This window comes from Paenibacillus sp. B-A-8 (assembly GCF_048572915.1).
Taxonomy (GTDB): domain Bacteria; phylum Bacillota; class Bacilli; order Paenibacillales; family Paenibacillaceae; genus Paenibacillus_AQ.
Window position 1 is genome coordinate 5281473 of record NZ_CP183882.1, and the last position, 20616, is coordinate 5302088.

Consider the following 20616-nt stretch of genomic DNA (forward strand, 5'->3'; position numbering starts at 1 on the left):
CCAGTAAATTATTGTGGAGCTTCAATTCTTCATACCCTTTATCTTTTACCTTATTCTTTAATTTCCTTCACCACAATCCGTCCGCCCTCAACTTTTACAACTGAGACCGGTGCATTAACGCTAATAAAGCTGCCTTCTGTAACGACATCTACCCGCTCGCCGCCAATCATAGCTGTTCCGGATGGACGAAGTGGCGTAATACTATTTCCTATAGCTCCAACTAGGCTTAACTTCTCTTCAACAGGAACAAATCCCTGATCTTTAGAAAGCGTATCCTTCAAAATAAACCTATTCCAAATTCCACGTTCTTTAAATGCGACAGCCACAATCACAATGACTACAATAGCAGCCGCGAATGCGATACCCAGACTAAACAATGCATGTGTAAAGCTGTATGCTGCGCGTACGACACCTGCCACAAGACTCACGGAACCGAGTAACCCCAATATCCCAAAGCTCGGCACGAACAGCTCCAGCACAAGCATGACAAGTCCGATTATGAATAAAAGCCAAGTCTCAGATCCGGCAAACCCTGCTACAGAATTTCCGAAAAAATATAAAACAAAGGCTAATGTTCCAATTATCCCAGGTGCACCAAAGCCCGGTACGATCAACTCAATCACAATACCTGTGATCCCGATGAATAACAGAATCGTCATAATAATCGGATTCGTCAGAAATTGCGACATTTTCTCGGCACCCGTATGCTCCACACGAAAAATGTCATCTGTAGTATAACCTAACCAAGTAATCGCCTCTTCAGGAGTGGTTGTAATTTGATCAGCATAGCCAGCTTTTAAAGCTTCTTCACTAGACAAGGCAATAATTTCGCCCTGCGCTTTAGATACCCCTAGATCCGGCTTATCCACAACTAAATTACTATCGACCATTCCCGCAGCAATATCAGGATCACGCTCATTTAGAGCAGCGGCTCCAATCATTTTCGATTTCCAGTAGGACACCATCTTCGCGTCATCTACTTTCTGGCCGCTACTATCCACGAGAGATGCTGAACCGATCATGCTGCCCGGCTTCATGATGATTGCACCTGCGTTTAGTGCTATGTAACTGCCTGCAGAAGCGGCATCACCTTTAATAAATGCAGCTGTTGGTATGTCACTATCTCTTACCATGGTCCCAATCTGTTCTGCTGAATTCACCAATCCACCCGGTGTATCCACCTCAAGTACAATTAGAACTGCGCCATAATTAGCAGCTTCTGCAAACCCTCTTTCCAAAAAGCTTTGCAGACCTCTTTCAATTTTTTGATCAACCGGAATAATAAACACAGGGCCTTTCTTCATCTCGCCACTTGCAGCTTCCGGCGCTTTTGGAGCTGTTACATCAGCGCTTACATTCGGGATAAACGGTGTTAATAGCAGTAACAGCAAAACAACGGGAATGCTGGCTAACATTATTTTCCGTAATCTTTTCAATGTTTTTACCTCCCTTCTTCAACTTGACCCGGGACACATAAACGTTATTACGCTGAAAACGGATTTACGTTTCAAAACAAGCTAAAACGCCTACAGCGTCCAAATAAGGACGGTAAGCGTTTATGCGAGAATTATAAGGATAAAGTATGGTGTGAAACTAATAATTTCTTATAATTCAAAGAAAAGCACCCCTTTTACAAGGGGTGCTGGCGCTATATTATTGCAGAAATTGCTGAACCGCTTGGTTCACGAGTTTACCATCGGCGCGACCTTTGACCTTAGGCATCAGTGCGCTCATGACCTTACCCATTTCACTTTTCGAAGAAGCACCGGTTTCCTGGATGGTCTGCTGTACAATTGCTTTAATTTCTTCTTCGGAAAGTTGCTCGGGAAGATACTTAATAATAATCTCGATTTCTGCCTTCGTACTCGCGGCAAGCTCATCGCGACCCGCTGATTCAAATTCTTGGAGGGCATCTTTGCGCTGTTTGATTTCACGACTAAGGATATCAAGCACTTCGTTGTCGTCCAATGTTCTCTTCAAATCTATTTCAAGATACTTTATTGTAGAACGAACCATTCGAATCGTGGAGAGCGTGAACTTGTCCTTACTCTTCATCGCTTGCTTCATATCTTCGTTCAATCTCTCGCTAAGATTCATGCGTGGGTAATCCTCCTAAAACTTTCTCTTACGAGCAGCCTCAGACTTCAGCTTTTTCTTAACGCTTGGCTTTTCGTAATGTTTGCGTTTCTTCACCTCAGCCAAGACACCATCTTTTGCGATGGAACGTTTAAAGCGACGAAGTGCAGCATCAATTGTCTCGTTTTTGCGAACTTTCGTTTCAGACACAGTTTCCCCTCCCTCCGACCATACCGTCCAAGAGCATAACACGGTTTATCAAATTCCATTATAGGTCAAACGGAAATAGGGTGTCAACCTTCGTGTTATTCTTTTTTTCTGGCAAGTTCTTCAACATTTAATGATTGTACTTATGCGTGAGAAGCTGAGTTTCCTGTGAGAGCTCCCAGCTTGGCCCCACCAAGCAAGTGATAATGAAGATGAGGCACAGCTTGTCCACTATCCGGACCACAATTATTGATCAAACGATAACCAGACTCAGCAATCCCAAGGTCGATAGCGATCTGTTGCGCTACACTGTGAATTTCTGCAATCAGCGGAAGATCCTCAGGTGTAACATCATTCATGGAAGCAATGAACTTCTTTGGAATGATCAACACATGTACCGGTGCAGCCGGCTCGATGTCGTAGAATGCAAGAATACGTTCGTTTTCAAATACTTTTTTGGAAGGAATAGTACCCTCAATAATTTTGCTGAACACGGTCTCCATAGAGTGCTTGCCTCCTAAAAATTGGTGAAATTTTGCTTCATCATAAGATAATCATACAGGATAATCACCAATTACGAAAGACGCTAGGAGATTCAACATCCACTCTCTAAAACTGTATCTATTACAGAATGAAATTCCTTAACAAATTAAGTCGTTCTATAAAAACACCCGTGGGTCAAAAAAGGCAAAAAAAGAGAAACACCCTTCACAGCTTATAAAGCTGATTCGGCGGCGGACGTATGAAAAGGAGTACTTTCCCTGTCATACGTCCGCCGAGGTGTTTCTAAAGTAATGTCGGCTTAGCTGTATTATAACAGCGCGATGATACTGTATCTGTGATATCAATCACACAGTTTAAAATCCTTCACATTTTTTCCAAAAGGATACGAGATCCTCCGCCGCCCTGTTCAGCAGGAACTACTACCAGCTTACGCGGTAATCTTGCACGAAGCTCTGGGACGTGGCTGATAATGCCAACCGACAGCTGATCGTTATGCAATCTTTCAAGTGAAGTAATCACTGTATCCAACAGCTCTGGATCGAGTGTACCAAACCCTTCATCCAGAAAGAAAAACTGCAACGGATATTGTCCGCGGAGCTGGATCTGAGCTGAAAGAGCAAGTGCCAGGGAAAGGGATGTGAGGAAGGTCTCTCCACCAGACAGAGTTGAGACAGGTCTTCTTACCCCGCCGTTCCCGTCATCTCGGATTACAAAGCCGCCACCCGAATCAACCTCCAGCGCATAACGCTGTTTGCTCAGGAAACGAAGCCGCTGAGAAGCGGACTGACACACCTGCATCAACTGCTCCTCCGCAATGTACTCCACAAAGGCATTCCCACGTAAGACGGTCTGCAGTTTGGATAGCTGATCTTGCAAAGAAGCGTGCTCAATCCGCTGAGCTTCAAGCTCCATCCAGCGAATATGCCGATGCCGCAAATCCTCCAGATCACGCTCTGCACGTGCTCTAGCTTGTAGAGATATTTCATCCTCAGTCTTGCTTTCTCTTAAGGTGATCTGGCTTACTTGCCATTCCTCTTCAGTTAAGCTGGCCCCATCAAGCTTCTCTTCAATGTTACGCAGCTGCAAGGAGACTTCAGCTTCTTCGGCACGATGAGCACGTACCCTGGAAGAAGCGATTTCCCGTTCTTCGGGTGTGAGCGCTGCTCCTTCAACCTCAGCAGCTGAACTAAACGGTGAAGATGCCAAGCTTTGTTCCCAATGACTGGTAGCTGCTACGTAATGTTCACGCGCAGATTCTGCAGCCTGGCGAGTAATCGCTGCTTCCTTAACCTCATGCTGAGCCTTCTCCGCCGCTGCAAGATGCGACTGCTTGCTTGTCTCCAGAGCAGTTAACAATTCCTGCAGACGTCCTTCACATTCCGCTAGAAGAGGAGCAGCTGCACGACCATTCGTCCACTCCAGTAGTCGCTGATCTTTTTCACGCTGCAATTCTTCCTTGCCTTCGATCTGTGTGATCCACTGAGCCAGCTCTTTATCCAGCCCCGTTATGGTCTCTTGAAGGTTCTGCACTGAAACACTTTTCTCATCCAGAAACTTGACACTGATATCAAGCCGAGATCTAATTTCTTCAGCTTGTGCATCCTTAGCTAACAGATCACGGTAAGCTTGTTCCACTTCTCCAGGTGCCAGATCCGGGAACTGCTGTGTCCAGTTCTGACGTAGAGCCGTTAGCTGGGCGCTGAGTTCCTCAGCTTTGGCAGCAATTCCTTCTACCCAGCTCCGTTCACCTGCGACACCTGCCGCTTCTTTGAGGCACAACTGCTGGACCTCCTGCATCGATTGCTGCCACTGTACCGCAGTTCGGCGTAGTTCACCTGACTGTCCTTTTAATCCCAAATGTTCAGCTTCAAGTTCTGCCAAGGCTTTTTCATCTGGAATAGACACGTCAGTTGAGGAAACCTCAGTAGGGATGACTTCTGAACCTGCAGCTGCAGGGTGATTTGACGCTTCGATGATTTCATTTCCAAATACCTGCTCCAGCCATACTTGATCCTGTTCACGAAGACCACGGAACAAATGACGAGCTTCCAAAGCCCGTCTGGACAATGCCCGAACTTGCTGAAGCTTCATTTCCAGTTCTTGTTGCTCTAAGCTATCTTGCAATAATGCAGGTACAGGATGATGCTCGCTGCCGCATACAGGGCAGGGTTGTCCTTCTTCCAGCTCCTTAGCTAGTGCTAACGACAGTCTGTGAAGCTCTTGATCCTTCATTGCCGCTTCCAAAGAACTGACATGTTGCTCCAGGCGCTCCGCTGCGGTACGCGCAGCTTCTTCTGTCGCCAGCAGCTTCTCTTGATGCAGCGCCGCCTCGCGGATCAGTTGCCCGCGAGAAGCTTCCTGCAGCTCGCGGCGGCCCTCGGCCTCCGCGAGTCGCGCCTGCGCAGCCGCGAGTGCAGCGGCACGCTCGCGGCGCTCCTTCTCCGCCTTATCCCACTGGGATTCGGCGGAGTGCAGCCCTTGCAGTCTCTGCATAGCTTCTTGCAGAGACTGCCGCTCCTGGGAGCGGACACCGAGCGGCTGCAAGCTCTGCTGCAGCTCTTGCTGGCGCTTTTGGCCCTTGGCCAAAAGCTCACGCTCCCGGGCCATGCCCTCCCGCAGCTCCGCTAGCTTGCGGGAGGCCTCTTCGCGGCGCTCGCGCAGAGCCGCGAGTTCGCGCCGTAGCGCCCCGAGCTCGGACTCGAGCTCGAGCGCGCGGCGGTAGGTGCCGGCCCCTTCCCGGAGGGCCGGCTCTTCCGCCGCAAGCGCGGCCTGCGCAGCAGCCGCGGCGGCAGCGGCACGCGCCGCCTCCTGCTCGGCGGCGGCGGCCAGCACCTCTTGGCCCTCCGCGCGGGCCAATCGGCTCTTAAAGGCTTCTTCCGCGCTGCGCCATGCTTTCAGCGCGGGAAGCCTTGCCTCGGCCTCGTCAGCTTGGCCGAGCTTCTGTTCAAGGAGGAGAATCTCCTCCTCCTTGGCGAGCAGCCCCTGCCGCTGCAATTCGCGGCGGGTGCGATCCTCTTGGAGCTCGCGAATACGCGCGAAACGCTCCGAGACCTGCAATGCCGCCTCCAGCTTTCGGCGGCATTCCGCAGCATAAAGGGTGGCCTGCTCGAGGCGCTCCGCCGCTGCCTCTACATCCTCTTTGCCTGCGCTGCCAAGACCCTGTTGCTCAGCGATGAGCGCGCGGAGCGCAGCCTCATTCTCCTTCACCCGTCGGCTAAGCTTGATTGCAAGCTGATCGCCATACTGTTCCAGATGGAACAGGCGCTGCAGCATTTGCCGACGATCTACGCCACGAAGCGATAAAAATTCGGCAAATTTCCCCTGCGGCAATACAACCGCTCGCGTGAAATCATCCATTTTTAGACCGATATGCTCCTCCACGCAGCGCGTAACATCTGCGAGCTTATCCGCCATGACGTTATCCCCGTCAGGTGTAATCTCAATGAAACGGCTAATCGTGTTACTGACGGTTTGCTCACCTGTCCGTTTGAACTTCCGTTCAACACGATAACGATGTGCCCCAGCGGAAGAAGTGAGCTCAAAGGTAAACGCCACGCTGAGTGAATCCTCAGAGTGATTCATAATCCCCTGTGTTCCATTAACAGCGCGCTCCACTTTCCCGTACATCGCCAAAGTAATAGCATCCAGCAAACTGGACTTGCCGCTGCCCGTAGGTCCAAAAATCCCAAACAGACCCGTCTCACACAGACTTTCAAAATCTATTTCTTGCATTTCTCTATAACTCTGTAATCCTGCTACTTTTAATAGAATAGGCTTCACCTTAGTTCTCCTCTCCTTCCTCTGGCTGACGCCGTTCTTCTTCGGTTAGCTGTAAGAACAGCTCTATCAAGCTGTCTTCCGGCTCTGCTCCGCCTGTCTGACGCTGATAGAATTTACGGAATAACTCTTGCACAGGCATACGCGAACGGGAAATTTGTTCGAGCTCCATCTCCATTTGCGGGTAGATCGGACGAATATGAATGATCCCCTCGCGTGATTTGCGCAAGCGTTGAATATCGTTCATCGACATAGCCTCACTAAGCCGAATTTCCAAATCTATAAAAGCAGAAGCATCTCTGCCTTCATCCAGCCAGGTATATACCTCCTGTAATCCGCCAGTGGAGCTCCATCGTACAAGTGGACGCCCACAACGAAGATAAATTTCTTCGAAGGTCGGTTCACCACCCGGCGCAACATCAATCAGCGTCACCGACTTGGCTTGCCCTGCTTCAGAAAAGCTGTATGCCAGAGGGGATCCGCTGTAACGGATCATTCCTTCCCCCTTAACTCGCTGTGCGCGATGGAGATGACCCAGTGCCGTATATTGCGCTCCACAGGCCAAAGCAGAAGGATCAACAGTATAAGCTCCGCCCACTTGAATTGGACGTTCCGAATCACTTTCCACTCCACCAAGCACATAAATATGGCTCATCGCCAAATTCACGGTCTGTGGTGTGAATTCCCGTCCCAACAGCTGCATGAGCTTGCCTACCCGCGCGCTGTAAGCCAGTCGAAGCTCCTCTTCCCCGCTGTCTCCAGCAAGAAGTTCACCGAGACGTGCCTCCGAGGGATAGGGAAGGGCTGCGATTTTAGCAATCTCACCCGTACGCGCAGCATGAATAGTCACTGGCTCAGAAGTAGGAAGACCCACCAATGTAATCCCCTGTCTTAATACAAGCGGTGAAACAGAAGATACGCGCTCCGGTTGGTCATGATTTCCGGCGATCACAACAAGTGGTCTTCCCCCTGAAGTCAGCCTAGCAGCAGCTTCATAGAATAGCTGTTCTGAAGCCGCTGGTGGATTAACGGAGTCATATACATCTCCCGCCATCAGAATCAAATCCACTTTATGAAAATCGGCGATCTCCACCAATTCATCTATGAACTGCTCTTGCTCCTTCTGCCGGCTTCTTCCTTCCAGCGTTCGGCCGAGGTGCCAATCTCCCGTATGCAATATCCGCATCTTCGTCCTCTTTCCCCGCTCTATGCGGCAATGAATAGATTTATAATTTCACAGCATGTCCGCCGTCAAAAAAGTACAGCCAAATTTCGCTGATCGGTTCTCCCAAAATATCTTGTAATGCCTTGCTGTATAACTCTAGCTGAAAACGATATTTTTCCTTAAGCGCTTCTATCCCACCCTGATGTTCTAAAACAGAGTCCGTCTTATAGTCTAGCAGAATGATCCGGTCCTCTTCACAGAACAGGCAGTCAATCACCCCTTGGATCAGCACAGCTTCACTAAAGCTTTCATTATGATTCTCTGGGTTTAGCTCTGATACGGCTTTATTCATATAATCGAGCCCTCTATAAGCCTCGTCTGCGGGAACCATATAACTGAAAGGCATTTCTCTAAGCTTCCAAGAAGAATCTATTAATCTACGACCAAGTTCATTCGTATAAAAGGCCTCTATCTGAGCCGGTTCCACCGCCTCCACCTGCTCAGCAGTTAGAATAGCCACTCTCTCTAGTCGTGCTAATGTTTCTTCCACAACCTTAGGGTCAACTGAACCCTCAAGCGGAATATGCTGCATAACTGTATGGTAGGCTGTCCCGCGATCCGCTGGGGTTAGACTGCGTTTCTCCATAAATTTCGGACGACGTAAATAAAGACTGTCTGCTCCTGCCACATTTCTACGTTTATTGTTTTCTGTTGAGGTAGCAGGGTGGCCGCCTTCCTCTAGGAGATCATAAGAAGGCTGGTCCTGCATCGACAACAAAGCTTTTAACTCCGTAACAGAGGTTTTGGCAGGAATGCCAGAGGCAGCCGTATACGGATAAGGCCATTCTAGTCTTCTTGCAATCTCTTCGCTATTCTCTGATCTATAAACATTTACAGATGCACCTTTTTGCAGCGCCTTGAGTACAGTTAGACGTTCTTCTGCTTTGTCTTCAGCGTTATCCGCTGGAAGGAATGCCCCTGAATTCAGGTCGGAAGCATTCTGTACGGTGATGCTCCAGTTCGAGATATCGCTGTGCAGCACTGTCGAGAAAGTACCTTCTGAACCACCTAGCTTACGAAGAATAGCCGCTGCCGGATGCCGGATCAATGCCGGTCCAACCCAGTCCAAATAGCTACGTCCCCGGGCTAATAAATGATCGGCAAGCAACAGCTCTTCCCGATTCTGCACACTGCTCCAGCTAGCGATTTTCCTTGGTAAATCTCTTACGGTTCCGACTAGAATCATCTTATCTCTCGGCCGAGTTAAAGCTACATATAACACCCGCATTTCCTCAGCCAATAATTCAAGTCGTGTACGACGATTAATAGCCAAATAAGGAAGCGTTGGGTAGCTGACACGTGTTTCCCGCTCCACAAAACGTGGTCCGAAGCCGAGTTCTTTGTGCATAAGGAATGGAGAGTGCAGATCCTGCCGATTAAACTGCTTCGCCATACCCGCTATAAAAACAACAGGGAACTCCAAGCCTTTGGATTTATGGATGGTCATTATTCTGACCCCGTTGCCCTCTTCACCACTGCCACCTGCTACACCAAGATCTCCGCCATTCTCACGAAGCCGTGAAATGAACACCAGAAAACGGAACAACCCACGCGCCGCAGTATCATTCTCAAATTGAACCGCCCGATCATATAAAGCCTTAAGATTGTTCTGGCGCTGCGAGCCTCCAGGCAGTCCTCCAACCCACTCCAGATAGCCGCTCTCACCATAAATACGCCAGATCAGCTCACTAAGACTGCCTTGTCTAGCTGCATCTCTCCAGCTATCAAGCTGTCTCAGGAAATTCTCAAGCTTACGCTTCAACTCTGGGTTGATCTGCGGTACAGCTTCACTTTCTGCTCCTACATCATGAACGCTATTGTCAAAAGAGGCCTCATTAGAGAACGTATTTATATCAGCGGTGCTTGCCGATTCCATTTCATGGGCTGAGAAAAGATCATACTCTTCCTCATTTTCTTTTACACCTTGCATGTTCACTGCCACTTTTACAGCACGATAGAAAGAACCATGGCTGCACATCCGAACTGTAGCCAGCTCCTCTTCAGATAAACCAACAACAGGTGACCGAAGCACACCAGCGAGTGGAATATCCTGCTGAGGATTATCAACTATTTTTAAGAGTGAAAGTGCAATTTCTACTTCTGTGGCTTCAAAATATCCTTTATTCAGATCTCCATAAGCAGGGATTCCCTCCATCCGCAGCTCTTCGATGATTAAAGGGGTCCATATTCTCGCCGAACGAAGCAAAATCACGATATCACCATAAATCACTGGGCGCATAATCTTAAGCCCTTTATCATAAATCAGCAGCGGGGATCCGCCATTCAGGCCAGTCATCTGTGAAATACGCCGAGCAATCGCCCGTGCTTCCAGTTGCGCAGTCTCACTCTCAATGGCTTCACTCTCCTGAAGTGGAGTCTCACTGTCCTCAGAAGTCTCTTCTACTTTACCTGCTGCCGCTCCGCGATCGATCAATAATAGCTCCGGTGCAAAAAAAGTATCTGGCCCCTTCTCTGCTGCACCCGGGAAATTCGCACCATACACAAGCTCAGCACGTTCGTCATAAGTAATCTCCGCCACAGTCTCGTTCATAATCTGCCGAAAAATCATATTTACGGCATTTACAACCTCCATACGACTACGGAAATTACGTGCTAGATCGATAACCGAACCTCCGGACGATTCATTAGGCTTATCAGATAACTCGCTTAACTCGGATTCGCCTACTGTATTGCTGCCACCTCCGGCATTATTAGAGCCAAAGCTGCGGTATTTATCCAGGAACAGCCCCGGCTCTGCCAGACGGAACCGATAAATACTTTGCTTCATATCTCCGACCATAAATCGGTTACCAGGTATTTCGCGGGAGATAAGCCGCACAATCTCTTCTTGCACACTATTCGTATCTTGATATTCATCTAACAGAACCTCATCGAATTGGGCACGGTACTCCATCGCTGCATCAGAAGGCAGGGAATGGCCCGGTAGAGAATCTGGATGACGTAAAATTTGCAGACAATAATGCTCCAAATCACTGAAGTCGACGAGACCCCGTCCTGCTTTTTCGACTCGGTAACGTTCACCGAATGCTATCACCGTCTCAGCAAGCTCTGCCATAAGAGGAGCCGCCTCGTTCAGTTCACGCAAAAAAACATCGGCAGGACGGCCAAACAATGCCTTCTGAAGATCTAAAATACTCTTCTTCACACTATCGCGCAGTTCTTTAACCATTTCCTGCAGTCCAGGATCTGTCGAATCCTTCTTACAAGCTTTCAATTTCCCAAAGTATACTTCCATGAAAATATCATATAATTCTGCCCATGGCCGTTCATTCACGGCCTCCTGCAATGCATTTACCATCTCAAGATCGGCCGTCAGATTCTCGGCATAAGGCGCCGGACCACCCGGCTGTAGCGCAATCTCCCGGCCTTGGATAAGCTGACTAGCTGCACCCGCAAGGGTCAGCTTCGCTTCTTCAAGAATACTTAGCACCCAAGGAGTTCGGCCTAAGCTATCTGTGTCTGGTAATGAGAAATCAGCTGCGGTATCACGAAGCCACTGCTCTGGCCAAGGATGGCTGCGGGCATAATCATGCAGTCGCTGTATGAGCGCATGTACCGCATCATCACTGCGTTCACCACTGAACCAGTCAGCAAGCTGTACAAATACACTATCCGCGCCATCTTCACCCACTTCACCATATTTTTCCTCCAGTAGCTCTTGAAGCAGCTCCTGCCGCATCATCTCTGCTTCATGTTCGTTCAGGATACGGAAACCGGGATCTATAGGAATAATCTGATAGTAACGCCGGATCACTTCCAGACAGAAGGAGTGTAGTGTTGTAATCGAGGCTTTCCCAAGCAACGACAGCTGACGGCGTAAATGGTCATTTTCTCCATTCTCCTCAAGCTCCCGATCGAGTGCTTCCCTAATCCGCTGGCGCATCTCGGCAGCAGCAGCTTTGGTAAACGTAGCTACTAGCAATCTATCTACGCTAAAGCCATTCTCTTCCTTGCTGATTTTGCGAATAATCCGTTCTACAAGTACCGCTGTCTTACCGGAACCTGCCGCCGCGGCAACGAGGATATCATCACCGCTCTCAGCAATGGCGCGCCACTGGTCATCACTCCATATGCTTCCTTCCGGTTTCGATTCTATTTCAGACTTCATACTCACGGTGTAGTTCCTCCTTTGCGGGACAGCAGATCCCAAATAACGTCCTTCCCTGGCTTACCCAGATTGTTGTAGCCATTACCTTCCACGGCTTCATCGAACTGGCAGACGGGTCTAAAGGAACAGAATGTGCAGGCTGTCTCCTGCCCAATCCGGTATGGCTCAATCGCCACATCACCTTCCGTAATGCGTGTCCCGATATCCGAGATCGTTCCCCGAACGGATGATAATAAGTGCCCCCATTGCTCTGGTGTAGCTACAGAAGCACTACTATAAAAACTGCCATCAGCTTTTACTGCTACAGGCACGATAGAAGAATACCCTTTGTCTAAAGTCGTATCCATCAAGGATACTACCTCGCGGTCTGCTGTAAGCAGTCCTTTCATCTTGAAGCGTTTCAGCAATTCTTGTTCTGCCTGTTCCTTGTTCATCCCGTTAGATGAGGTTAACAGTGGGTCATGTACGTGGAAATACAGTGTCCCTGCTGGAAGCGCCGGTTGCCCGAGCCATTGCTCCGAGTACGTAAGCAGCACATCCAGATAGGTCAGCATCTGTAGCGATAATCCATAGTACACTTCATGCAGTTTGAGATCTTTTTGAGACGATTTATAATCAATTACTCGCAGAAGAATTCCATTCTCTCCACGGGCCATGTCTACACGGTCAATCCGTCCAACAACCTCCATCACACAGCCATTCGGCAGCGTAATTCTTAAAGGAGGCAACTCCTTATCCGGTCCAAAATCCAGCTCCAGCCCTACCGGCTCAAAGCTACCTCGGCGGGCATGCTCGCCCAGAATCACAGAAGCACGTCCAACAATGTTCTTTAGCTTGCGGGAAATGTATCCGTAACGTTTAGAGCTCATCAGAATTTCACCCTGTAGCATCGGCGATAAACGTTCTACCGTTTCACTTGCCTCACGCCGGCATTCCTCTGGAGACAAGCTTCCCCAGCCGCGGCCCTCTTCTTTCAGTCTTACCGCCATGTCACTTAACGCAGCATGGAACAGTTGTCCAATATCAGGTGCTTGCAGCTTATATAGCTGGCGTTCCTTCAATCTAAGTCCGTAGGATGCAAAATGGGAGAAGGAGCAAGCAACAAACTTCTCCATCCGGGACACACTGCCGCGCAGTGTCGATCCCCCATACAATCGCAGGCTAGTACCACGCTTTAGCTTCGTTCCCTCATTACGATAAAACAATGAACTGAGCAGACGTTTCAGTTCGAGGCTTCGTTTCTCATCAGACGCAAACCAATTATAAACATCCCACCACAATACAGGGATCTCGGTCCCTTGACGCCACTGGCGTAGCTGCATAATCAATGCACGAAGACTCTGTTCTGGATGACCAATGTAACCCAGGTGAATGGAATCTCTGACTTCATCTGGTAGTCCCGCAGAGGGAAGTGTGGATAGGATGTGCTCATGAACCCTTGGGAACATTCTATACAAATGACGGATTACCTCAGAGGGAAGAAGCGCCTTGCCCTCATCATCAGCTGTGGCGTAGCTAATCCAGAGCTTTCGACTTCCTGTCGTTAGCGCATTATAGATCAAAAACCGCTCGTCCAGCAGCTTACGAGAAGCACCAGGAGCAAGCTCCATACCGGCGTTCTCAAGCACAGAGCGTTCGCCTTCCGAGAGAATTCCATCTTCCTTAAACTGCGCAGGCACAACACCTTCATTAAATCCAAGCAAAAAAGCGTATTTAACTCCCGTTGGTCGAGTCCGATCCATGTTACCAACCAGTACTTGATCGAGCGCGGGAGGAACAAGTCCCATCTTAAGCTCAGCAAGTCCTGTCTCTAGGACTCCGGTGAACACATCAAATTCAAGTCTTTCGTTACCCATCATTTCAACGATCTGATCAAGCAGATCAAGCACTGCACCCCACAGCTGACTATGTTCTCTAGCCTTCTCGGGTTGCCCCTTCTCCATAGAATCAACACTAAGTTTCTCCAGCTTTCGAGCAACATCCGTCTCATCCAGCAGCTTGTACACGGCGGTACAAAGTTCAAGACCGCTTCTACTCTTCTGTATCCGTTTCTCAAAAGCAAATAGAGGACCCGTTATACTGGCACGGCATCGTTCCATCGTAGCAAGCAGTTCTTCATCCATCTGTCTGCCGCCTTCCAGCGACAAGCTAGGAATTCCTTTCCAAGAACGGCCATCCGTCCAGCGATACCCTTGAATCCCACAAGCCAGCACATAATTCTCTAAATCATCCATATCCTCACGCGTAATACTCCCGTCCAGCGGCAGCAAAAGCTCTGTCTTTACGCAGCGGAAAACATCCTCGAAGCGCCAGCGTCGACGCACTACATCCAATGCGGAACGTACAAACTCTACCAATGGATGATGCAGCTCATTTACCTTCTGGTCCAGAAAAAATGGCACTCCATAATCTTGGAACAACGGTTTAATCAGCTGTTCGTAATCTCCAATATTACGCATTAATACGGCCATTTCACCATATTTTGCACCTTCATCTCGTGCCAGCCTGATCATTTCACGCAGCGCTCCCTCAACCTCTGCTCTGTGAGAAACTGCTGCACCTATAGATATTGCTTCATTTGCCAGTTCATCTGCACCAAACCAGACCTTTCGACGGTCATATCCCCTTTCGAGATGAGCAAGAGCAGGACTTTCTTCAAAACGCGGAAGAACCGCTGGCTCCAAAAGCTCGTCCCACACATCCATGCCCAGCTCTTCAGCTATTCCACGCAGTTTAATGTAAGTAACCGCAGTTGGGTGAAATAATTCAAGCTCATTCAACTGATCTCCATAGGGATAGGAGCGATCAAGTGTAAGTGAGACGGTCAACTTCGATGCTTGCTGCATTAATTCTCTAAGCACTACGAATTCCTGTGGGGTAAAGCCATGGAACCCATCTACCCAAATCTCCGCTCCACGAATGTAGGAGGAATCAGGAATATGCTCAGCTAGTTCCGCTAAACGATCCTCTTCATCGATGTAGAGACGCGACATCTCCTTCTCTAAATCGCTGAATACCACCTGTAAATCATCCAGCTTTCCTTCAAGAATAGGGCTTCTTGCAATAGCGCCTCGCATTGCAGACAACTGTTCCTCTAAATCAGTGGAAGCCAAGCAACAACGCTTCATCTCCGTATGCAGTTGATTCAGCCGTTCCACAAAACCCGGTCTGTCTGCTGAGGCACCGAACAATTTTAGTTCCTCTTTGCGACGGCGGATAATTTTATAAATTAACATCTTTTTGCCTTCTTCACTGATAGGCAGGCTAGCGCTACCCCCAGTTTCCTGTTTCACCCGATAGGCAAGCCGAGAAAAGCTTAGTGTCTGCGCCCGAATGCTCCCCTTCACATTCCCTACGGTGAGAAGCCCCCGTTCTGCTCCAAAAGAACCTTGCTCTGGTACTAGAATAATGATCGGTGCGCCAAGAGGCTCCTTCTCTAATGAAGAAGAGATAGACTCCCATATTTTTGTTGTCTTGCCACTGCCTGAGCGGCCTAGTAAAAAGGTTACCGACATAAATGATAGACTCCTTCCGTAGCGGAGAAAATGTATATGATACAAGGTGAAATACTCACCGTGTGATGATGTTCAAATGAAAAAGTTCAGTCGTTCCTCGTCCCCTCAGTATAGCATAACTGCACAAATCAGAACATGCGTTTGCTAGTATTTTCTAATGATTCACAATAAAAAAACTACGAAATAAACAGCAACTATCGTATTTTGGTGACTTGCTGTTTAGTATTTCTAGTTTGTTAATACCCGGTGCGCAACGTTCGATGCTTTCTGTTTGGAGCGTAGAGTTAGGGTTCGAGATTCGGGTTCGCTTATAGCGTTAATCTGCCAGTTAGTTATCTAATCGGCGAAGTATAACGTCCTTGTCCTCAGTCAGGGGCAAGAAACGTGATTCCTTAATCAAAAAAAGCCGCTAAATTAGCGACTTTCAATCAAACATTTTTCTTTTCCTAAACCTTTTCCTTTGTATTTAATCTAACATGAGCGTTTTTTAATGAACAGTTGTATCTGATAATCCCACTGCAATATTCCAGTCACAATAATATTATGAAGAACAAAATCTGGACACACATCGTATTCCGTCTTTGCCCTTTCAAGTAAATTTTGTAATACAGCATTCTTATTCTCTTCGGTACAAATTGCACACAGATAGTCCCCTTCTGGTAGCACAGTCAGCCCCTCTAAAGACGGATATTTCAAGCAAACAGCAAATAATTGTGTTATTCCTTCAGTCGTGAACATTCCTGCCATATCTTCAAACAGAAATTCTGAATGCAGAGACGTTTCGATTTGTTGATAGAAATGTCTGTGATAGTCCCATAAATTCTTAAGTGTGGGGCTTTCCATTTTATTCGAAAGCATAATTACCCTTTCCTCTATGTGTCTGACAAAGTAATTTTCACTTTGACTATAACCGTCGTGGAACTTATTTTCATAATGTAGATAGGCACGTTTAATTTTCGATTTTGCATACTGCAGACGAGCAATTTTATCGTCTGCTCTTTTTTCTGCTTGTTTTAGAAATGCAATTACTTTAGAGAGATCATTCTGCTGCAAAATATCTTTAATATCCATTAAAGTAAGATCCATTGCTTTGAGCAGTTCAATGGTTTGCAGCTTTACGAGCTCCTGCTCGGAATAGTATCGATATCCCGATAATTCATCTTTATGGCATGGCTTGACTAATCCAATACGATCATAGTGCCGCAAGGTCTCAGTGGTCATCTCTACGATCTCTGCTGCTTGCTTAATTGTAAAATAGTTCTTCATATCTACCCTCTTGACCTTTTTGTAACACAAAAGTTTATGATGATTAAAACATATGCGACTGATAAACGCAACGAAATACAAAATGAATTTATTACCAGAAAGGAAGGCAAACATGAAGAACTAAACCATGTATCAAAGGATTATCAAACATGTATTGCTGTCTATGCAGTCATATTGGTATGGTCGGCTGACAGATCCTACTTTAGTGACTATCATTTTGTGTATTTATTCCAATCCAACCCTTGCAACATATTTGGTAGACTTTTTCAATATTATTTGTTCAACTCTAATGCTTTGTTGCATATCGGAACTTGTCTGCATAACAGCTTAAGATTGGCATTCGTAGGACAGGCTATATTTAAAAGAAAAATGATTTAACGAAGGAGCGTTTTATAATGAAAAGTACTGCAAAAAAATTACTAACTACTATAGGCATATTGGTGACACTATTGATATCATTAGCAGGATGTTCCTCCGACTCCACTTCCATGGAGGAAAAAAATTACACCATACCTGCCCAAAAGATCGATACCTTAACAATTGATGTAAAAGACAAAAAAATAAATATCCTCCAATCTAAAGATGAACAAATTCATATTGTTTACTATGAAAGTGAGAAAGATTTTTACAAGATTGATCTATCTGACGATAAAGAACTGTCAATGGTAAGTGACAGTAATAAGGAATGGAACGACTATATCGGAGGAAAAGGCTCGCAAGTAACCAGAACTATTCAGGTATGGATACCTGATGCAACTTTAAAAAATTTGAGTTTAAAAACATCAAATGAAAGTATCGTATTACCAACAATCATGTTTTTAGGGACAGTGGAAGTAAACATAAATAACGGAAATATCCAACTGGACAAATTGAATGTAGGGACGGCTATAACCCTTGAAACAAAAAACGGAAATATTAGCGGTTCAATTTCAGGGTCATATGATGATTTCGCGATCTTAAGCAAGGTAAAAAAAGGTGATAGCAATTTGCCTGCCAATAAAGAGAATGGTTCAAAAAAACTATCTGCTTATACAAATAACGGCGATATTAACTTACAATTTTCTGAGTAGTGATGTACCCGAGAGCCAAAATTAAGCTTGATCGTGACTTCCTTCAAAATAAAGTATAAGCCGCATTACAGCGGCTTATACTTTCTGGATTACATTCGGACTCAGGAGTCGCTATTCATGAATTTCGTGCTGTTTTGGCAACTTTTCGGACTAAGTGGACAAACCTTGTTAATCCCGAATTCAACTTTTTTTTCAGAACATAACAAAAAATCCGCAAAAGGAGACCTCAAATGAGGACTCCTTTTACGGATTAAAATCCATTACCTATATGTGAACAGTCAGCTTACTTCTTACTCCGCACTTCAAAAATCGCAAACTTCAGATAGTGTCCTTCGTTAACGCCTAGAATCTGCGGATGGTCTTTTCCTGCGGCACGCCATTCCACAAGTCTCAATACTTTACCAGCATCTTTTGCTGCGTCTGCAATCGTTTCGAGGAATAGGTCCGGCTGCATGTGGTACGAACAACTTGCTGTAACCAAATATCCACCTTCATTCACCAGCTTCATGCCATGCAGATTAATATCCTTATAACCGCGGCATGCACCTGCTACTGCACTTTTAGTTTTGGCAAACGCTGGAGGGTCTAGGATAACTACATCCCAAGTTCTGCCTCCACCTGCTGTCATCGGTTTGGAGGTATCGGTTTTGGTTGCTTTGCCCCCATATTTAGCATTTGTAGTCGCTGCTGTTGATTCCGTTCCGCTTGCAACCGTCGCCCGCTCTGAACGTTCCTCCAGCCCCTTGACCTGATTGCGCAGATAGGCAAAAGCATCATCCACTACAAATTCCACTCGGTCACTAAAGCCATTCAGCTCCACATTGACCTTCGCACTCTCTATAGCATGAGCGGAAACATCTAGGCAGGTTACTTTTTTCGCGCCATATTTGCATGCATGCAGAGTGAAGCTGCCTGTGTGCGAGAAGCATTCCAGCACTGTAGCACCATCCCAATAAGGGAAGGTTACGTGTTTACCACTCTTATTTACCGGCAAAGTCTGTAGCGAGCCGTCTTCTGTTTCGATTTCTTGCAGTGTTATGCCGCTTCGTCCACCCCAGCCCTTCATGAGTGGCGCAATGGATGCTCTATTCTCACGCTGATCAAAGAAATAACCTGTCTTCTGGCCTTCTTCAATATCTACTACCAGCTTCAAGCCATTCTCACTTACAGTAACATGCCGTGGACATTCCCCGTATAGCACCCCTGTAGTCTGCTCCAACCCTTCCAGCTCGCGCACGCTAACATCACTGCGTTCATAAACACCACGCGGTGCCATAACCTGTACAAGTGCTTCAACAATCTCTGTACGGCGCTTGTCCATTCCGAGTGTAAGCAGCTGCACAACTAGAATATCTCCGAACCGATCCGCAATAAGCCCTGGTAAAAAGTCCGCTTCACCATATACCAAACGGTAAGCATCTGCTCCCGGCAGGAACCGATTTCTATGCTGCAGACAATTCTCGAACCGCTCAGCGAAAAAAGCGGTGTCCATGATAGCCAAAGGTCCCTGTGATACAATTCTCACCCGAATTTGTGATGCTGGATTGTAATATCCTACAGCCAGAAACCGACCTTGATGATTAAGGACATCAACCAATCCTCCTGCTTCTGGGTTTCCTTCTACTGATGCCACTTCACCTGCGTAGACCCATGGATGGCCCTGTTCTAGTCTCTTTTTGCGATTACGTTCTAAAATAACCGATGCCAATAACTTCAACTCCCTGTTTTTCTAAAAATGATTTTATACATGTCCTACACGTTACTTTCATATATTGGTGTACAACCCTCGTCCAAAGGAGTATGCCCTATGTTCCGTGATCTGCTTTTCCCTATCATATATGGTCTTGTCATTTTTCTGGCTGGCATGAAGCTAATGGAAACCGCGTTGTCCAAGCTTGCAGGCCCTCTGTTAACTACAAGCCTGAATAAGGCTACTTCTACACCTATTAAAGGCTTGATTGCAAGCAGCGTACTGTCAGCCCTGCTCCAGAGCAGCACTGCAGTAACCGTACTCACCATCGGCATGGTAAATGCCGGCCTGCTCACCTATGCTCGTACACTCGGCATTATCTTAGGTAGCAACATCGGCACCACTTTGACTACAGAATTGATCGGACTTCACATCAATTCCATGGCCTCGCCACTGCTGGCTGGCTCGCTGAGTCTGTGGGCAGCAGCGGTTATAGTAGGCGAGTTACCACATACGTCACGAGCGGCAATACTGTGCCGAAAAATATCAGAGCCGCTGCAATTCATCAGCCTGGCTGTATCAGGATTCGCCCTAGTCCTATGGGGAATCGCAGTTATGCAGTCCATCGGCGGGACACTTCAGGAGAGTGGCCTATTCCTCTGGTTCCTGGATCACGCCGCCACAAGTGTCCTGTGGGGACTAGCCGCTGGCGCCTGTCTAACAGCCCTGCTACATAGCAGTGCAGCGGTTATTGCCATGGCAATGAGCATTGCTGCCTCGGGTGCCATGCCCCCAGAGCTCGGCATAGCCATCGTGCTCGGTGCTAACGTCGGCACCTGCGTCACAGCTGTCATTGCTTCCATCGGCGGCTCATCATCTGGTGTCTTCGTCGCTTGGTCGCATGTAGCCCTTAACATTGGCGGAGCGTTGTTATTCCTGCCACTTATCGGGCCCCTACAAGCAACTGCTGCATGGATTGGCGGAGGGGTCGCCTCACAAATCGCCCATGCACAGACTATTTTTAATGTAGTATGCTCGCTAATCGCACTCCCATTATGTTACCTGCCTGTATGGTCAAGACTGGAGAAACGTCTTCAATCGTAACGATATACTGTAACGCCTAAAACCCAAACTTTCCACAACTGTACTATTATACT

The 20616-nt window shown here is 47.3% G+C and carries 12 protein-coding genes; 2 read left to right on the plus strand and 10 right to left on the minus strand.

Features of this window, described 5'->3' with window-relative positions:
* Window positions 1-50: 50 nt before the first annotated feature.
* The 9 genes from ACN6MV_RS23915 to ACN6MV_RS23955 all read right to left on the minus strand — a co-directional run bounded on the left by ACN6MV_RS23915 (window position 51) and on the right by ACN6MV_RS23955 (window position 16699).
* Window positions 51-1415, minus strand: coding sequence for an NfeD family protein (locus ACN6MV_RS23915; protein ID WP_419886807.1), 1365 nt, complete (start codon window positions 1413-1415; stop codon window positions 51-53).
* 238 nt (window positions 1416-1653) lie between these two features.
* Window positions 1654-2097, minus strand: coding sequence for a GatB/YqeY domain-containing protein (locus ACN6MV_RS23920; protein ID WP_042190953.1), 444 nt, complete (start codon window positions 2095-2097; stop codon window positions 1654-1656).
* Between the two features lie 15 nt (window positions 2098-2112).
* A complete protein-coding gene (gene rpsU / locus ACN6MV_RS23925; protein WP_036657994.1) occupies window positions 2113-2286 on the minus strand; it encodes a 30S ribosomal protein S21 in 174 nt (57 codons plus the stop codon).
* A gap of 140 nt (window positions 2287-2426) precedes the next feature.
* Entirely contained in the window at window positions 2427-2786 is a 360-nt protein-coding gene (locus ACN6MV_RS23930) for a histidine triad nucleotide-binding protein (protein WP_042130338.1), read from the minus strand.
* Window positions 2787-3150: 364 nt separating this feature from the next.
* Window positions 3151-6567: an AAA family ATPase gene (locus ACN6MV_RS23935; protein WP_419885017.1), complete on the minus strand. Its 3417-nt coding sequence runs from the start codon at window positions 6565-6567 to the stop codon at window positions 3151-3153.
* Window position 6568: 1 nt separating this feature from the next.
* Window positions 6569-7750 (minus strand): exonuclease SbcCD subunit D, encoded by a 1182-nt coding sequence (locus ACN6MV_RS23940; RefSeq protein WP_419885018.1) that lies wholly within the window; start codon window positions 7748-7750, stop codon window positions 6569-6571.
* Window positions 7751-7790: 40 nt separating this feature from the next.
* The gene (locus ACN6MV_RS23945; RefSeq protein ID WP_419886808.1) at window positions 7791-11918 is read right to left on the minus strand and encodes a UvrD-helicase domain-containing protein; all 4128 of its coding nucleotides are present in this window, start codon (window positions 11916-11918) and stop codon (window positions 7791-7793) included.
* A gap of 2 nt (window positions 11919-11920) precedes the next feature.
* Complete coding sequence (gene addB, locus ACN6MV_RS23950; protein WP_419885019.1) at window positions 11921-15433, minus strand: helicase-exonuclease AddAB subunit AddB; 3513 nt, start codon at window positions 15431-15433, stop codon at window positions 11921-11923.
* A 471-nt stretch (window positions 15434-15904) separates the two neighbouring features.
* Window positions 15905-16699 carry a MerR family transcriptional regulator gene (locus ACN6MV_RS23955; protein ID WP_419885020.1) on the minus strand — a complete coding sequence of 265 codons (795 nt, stop codon included), beginning with the start codon at window positions 16697-16699 and terminating at the stop codon, window positions 15905-15907.
* 395 nt (window positions 16700-17094) lie between these two features.
* On the opposite strand from ACN6MV_RS23955, the gene ACN6MV_RS23960 reads away from it, so the two are divergent.
* A complete protein-coding gene (locus ACN6MV_RS23960) occupies window positions 17095-17769 on the plus strand; it encodes a DUF4097 family beta strand repeat-containing protein (RefSeq protein WP_052414699.1) in 675 nt (224 codons plus the stop codon).
* A 283-nt stretch (window positions 17770-18052) separates the two neighbouring features.
* Here ACN6MV_RS23960 and ACN6MV_RS23965 read toward each other — a convergent pair whose 3' ends face one another.
* Window positions 18053-19477: a class I SAM-dependent rRNA methyltransferase gene (locus ACN6MV_RS23965; protein WP_419885021.1), complete on the minus strand. Its 1425-nt coding sequence runs from the start codon at window positions 19475-19477 to the stop codon at window positions 18053-18055.
* Window positions 19478-19576: 99 nt separating this feature from the next.
* On the opposite strand from ACN6MV_RS23965, the gene ACN6MV_RS23970 reads away from it, so the two are divergent.
* Window positions 19577-20563, plus strand: coding sequence for a Na/Pi cotransporter family protein (locus ACN6MV_RS23970; protein WP_419885022.1), 987 nt, complete (start codon window positions 19577-19579; stop codon window positions 20561-20563).
* The last annotated feature ends 53 nt before the right edge of the window (window positions 20564-20616 follow it).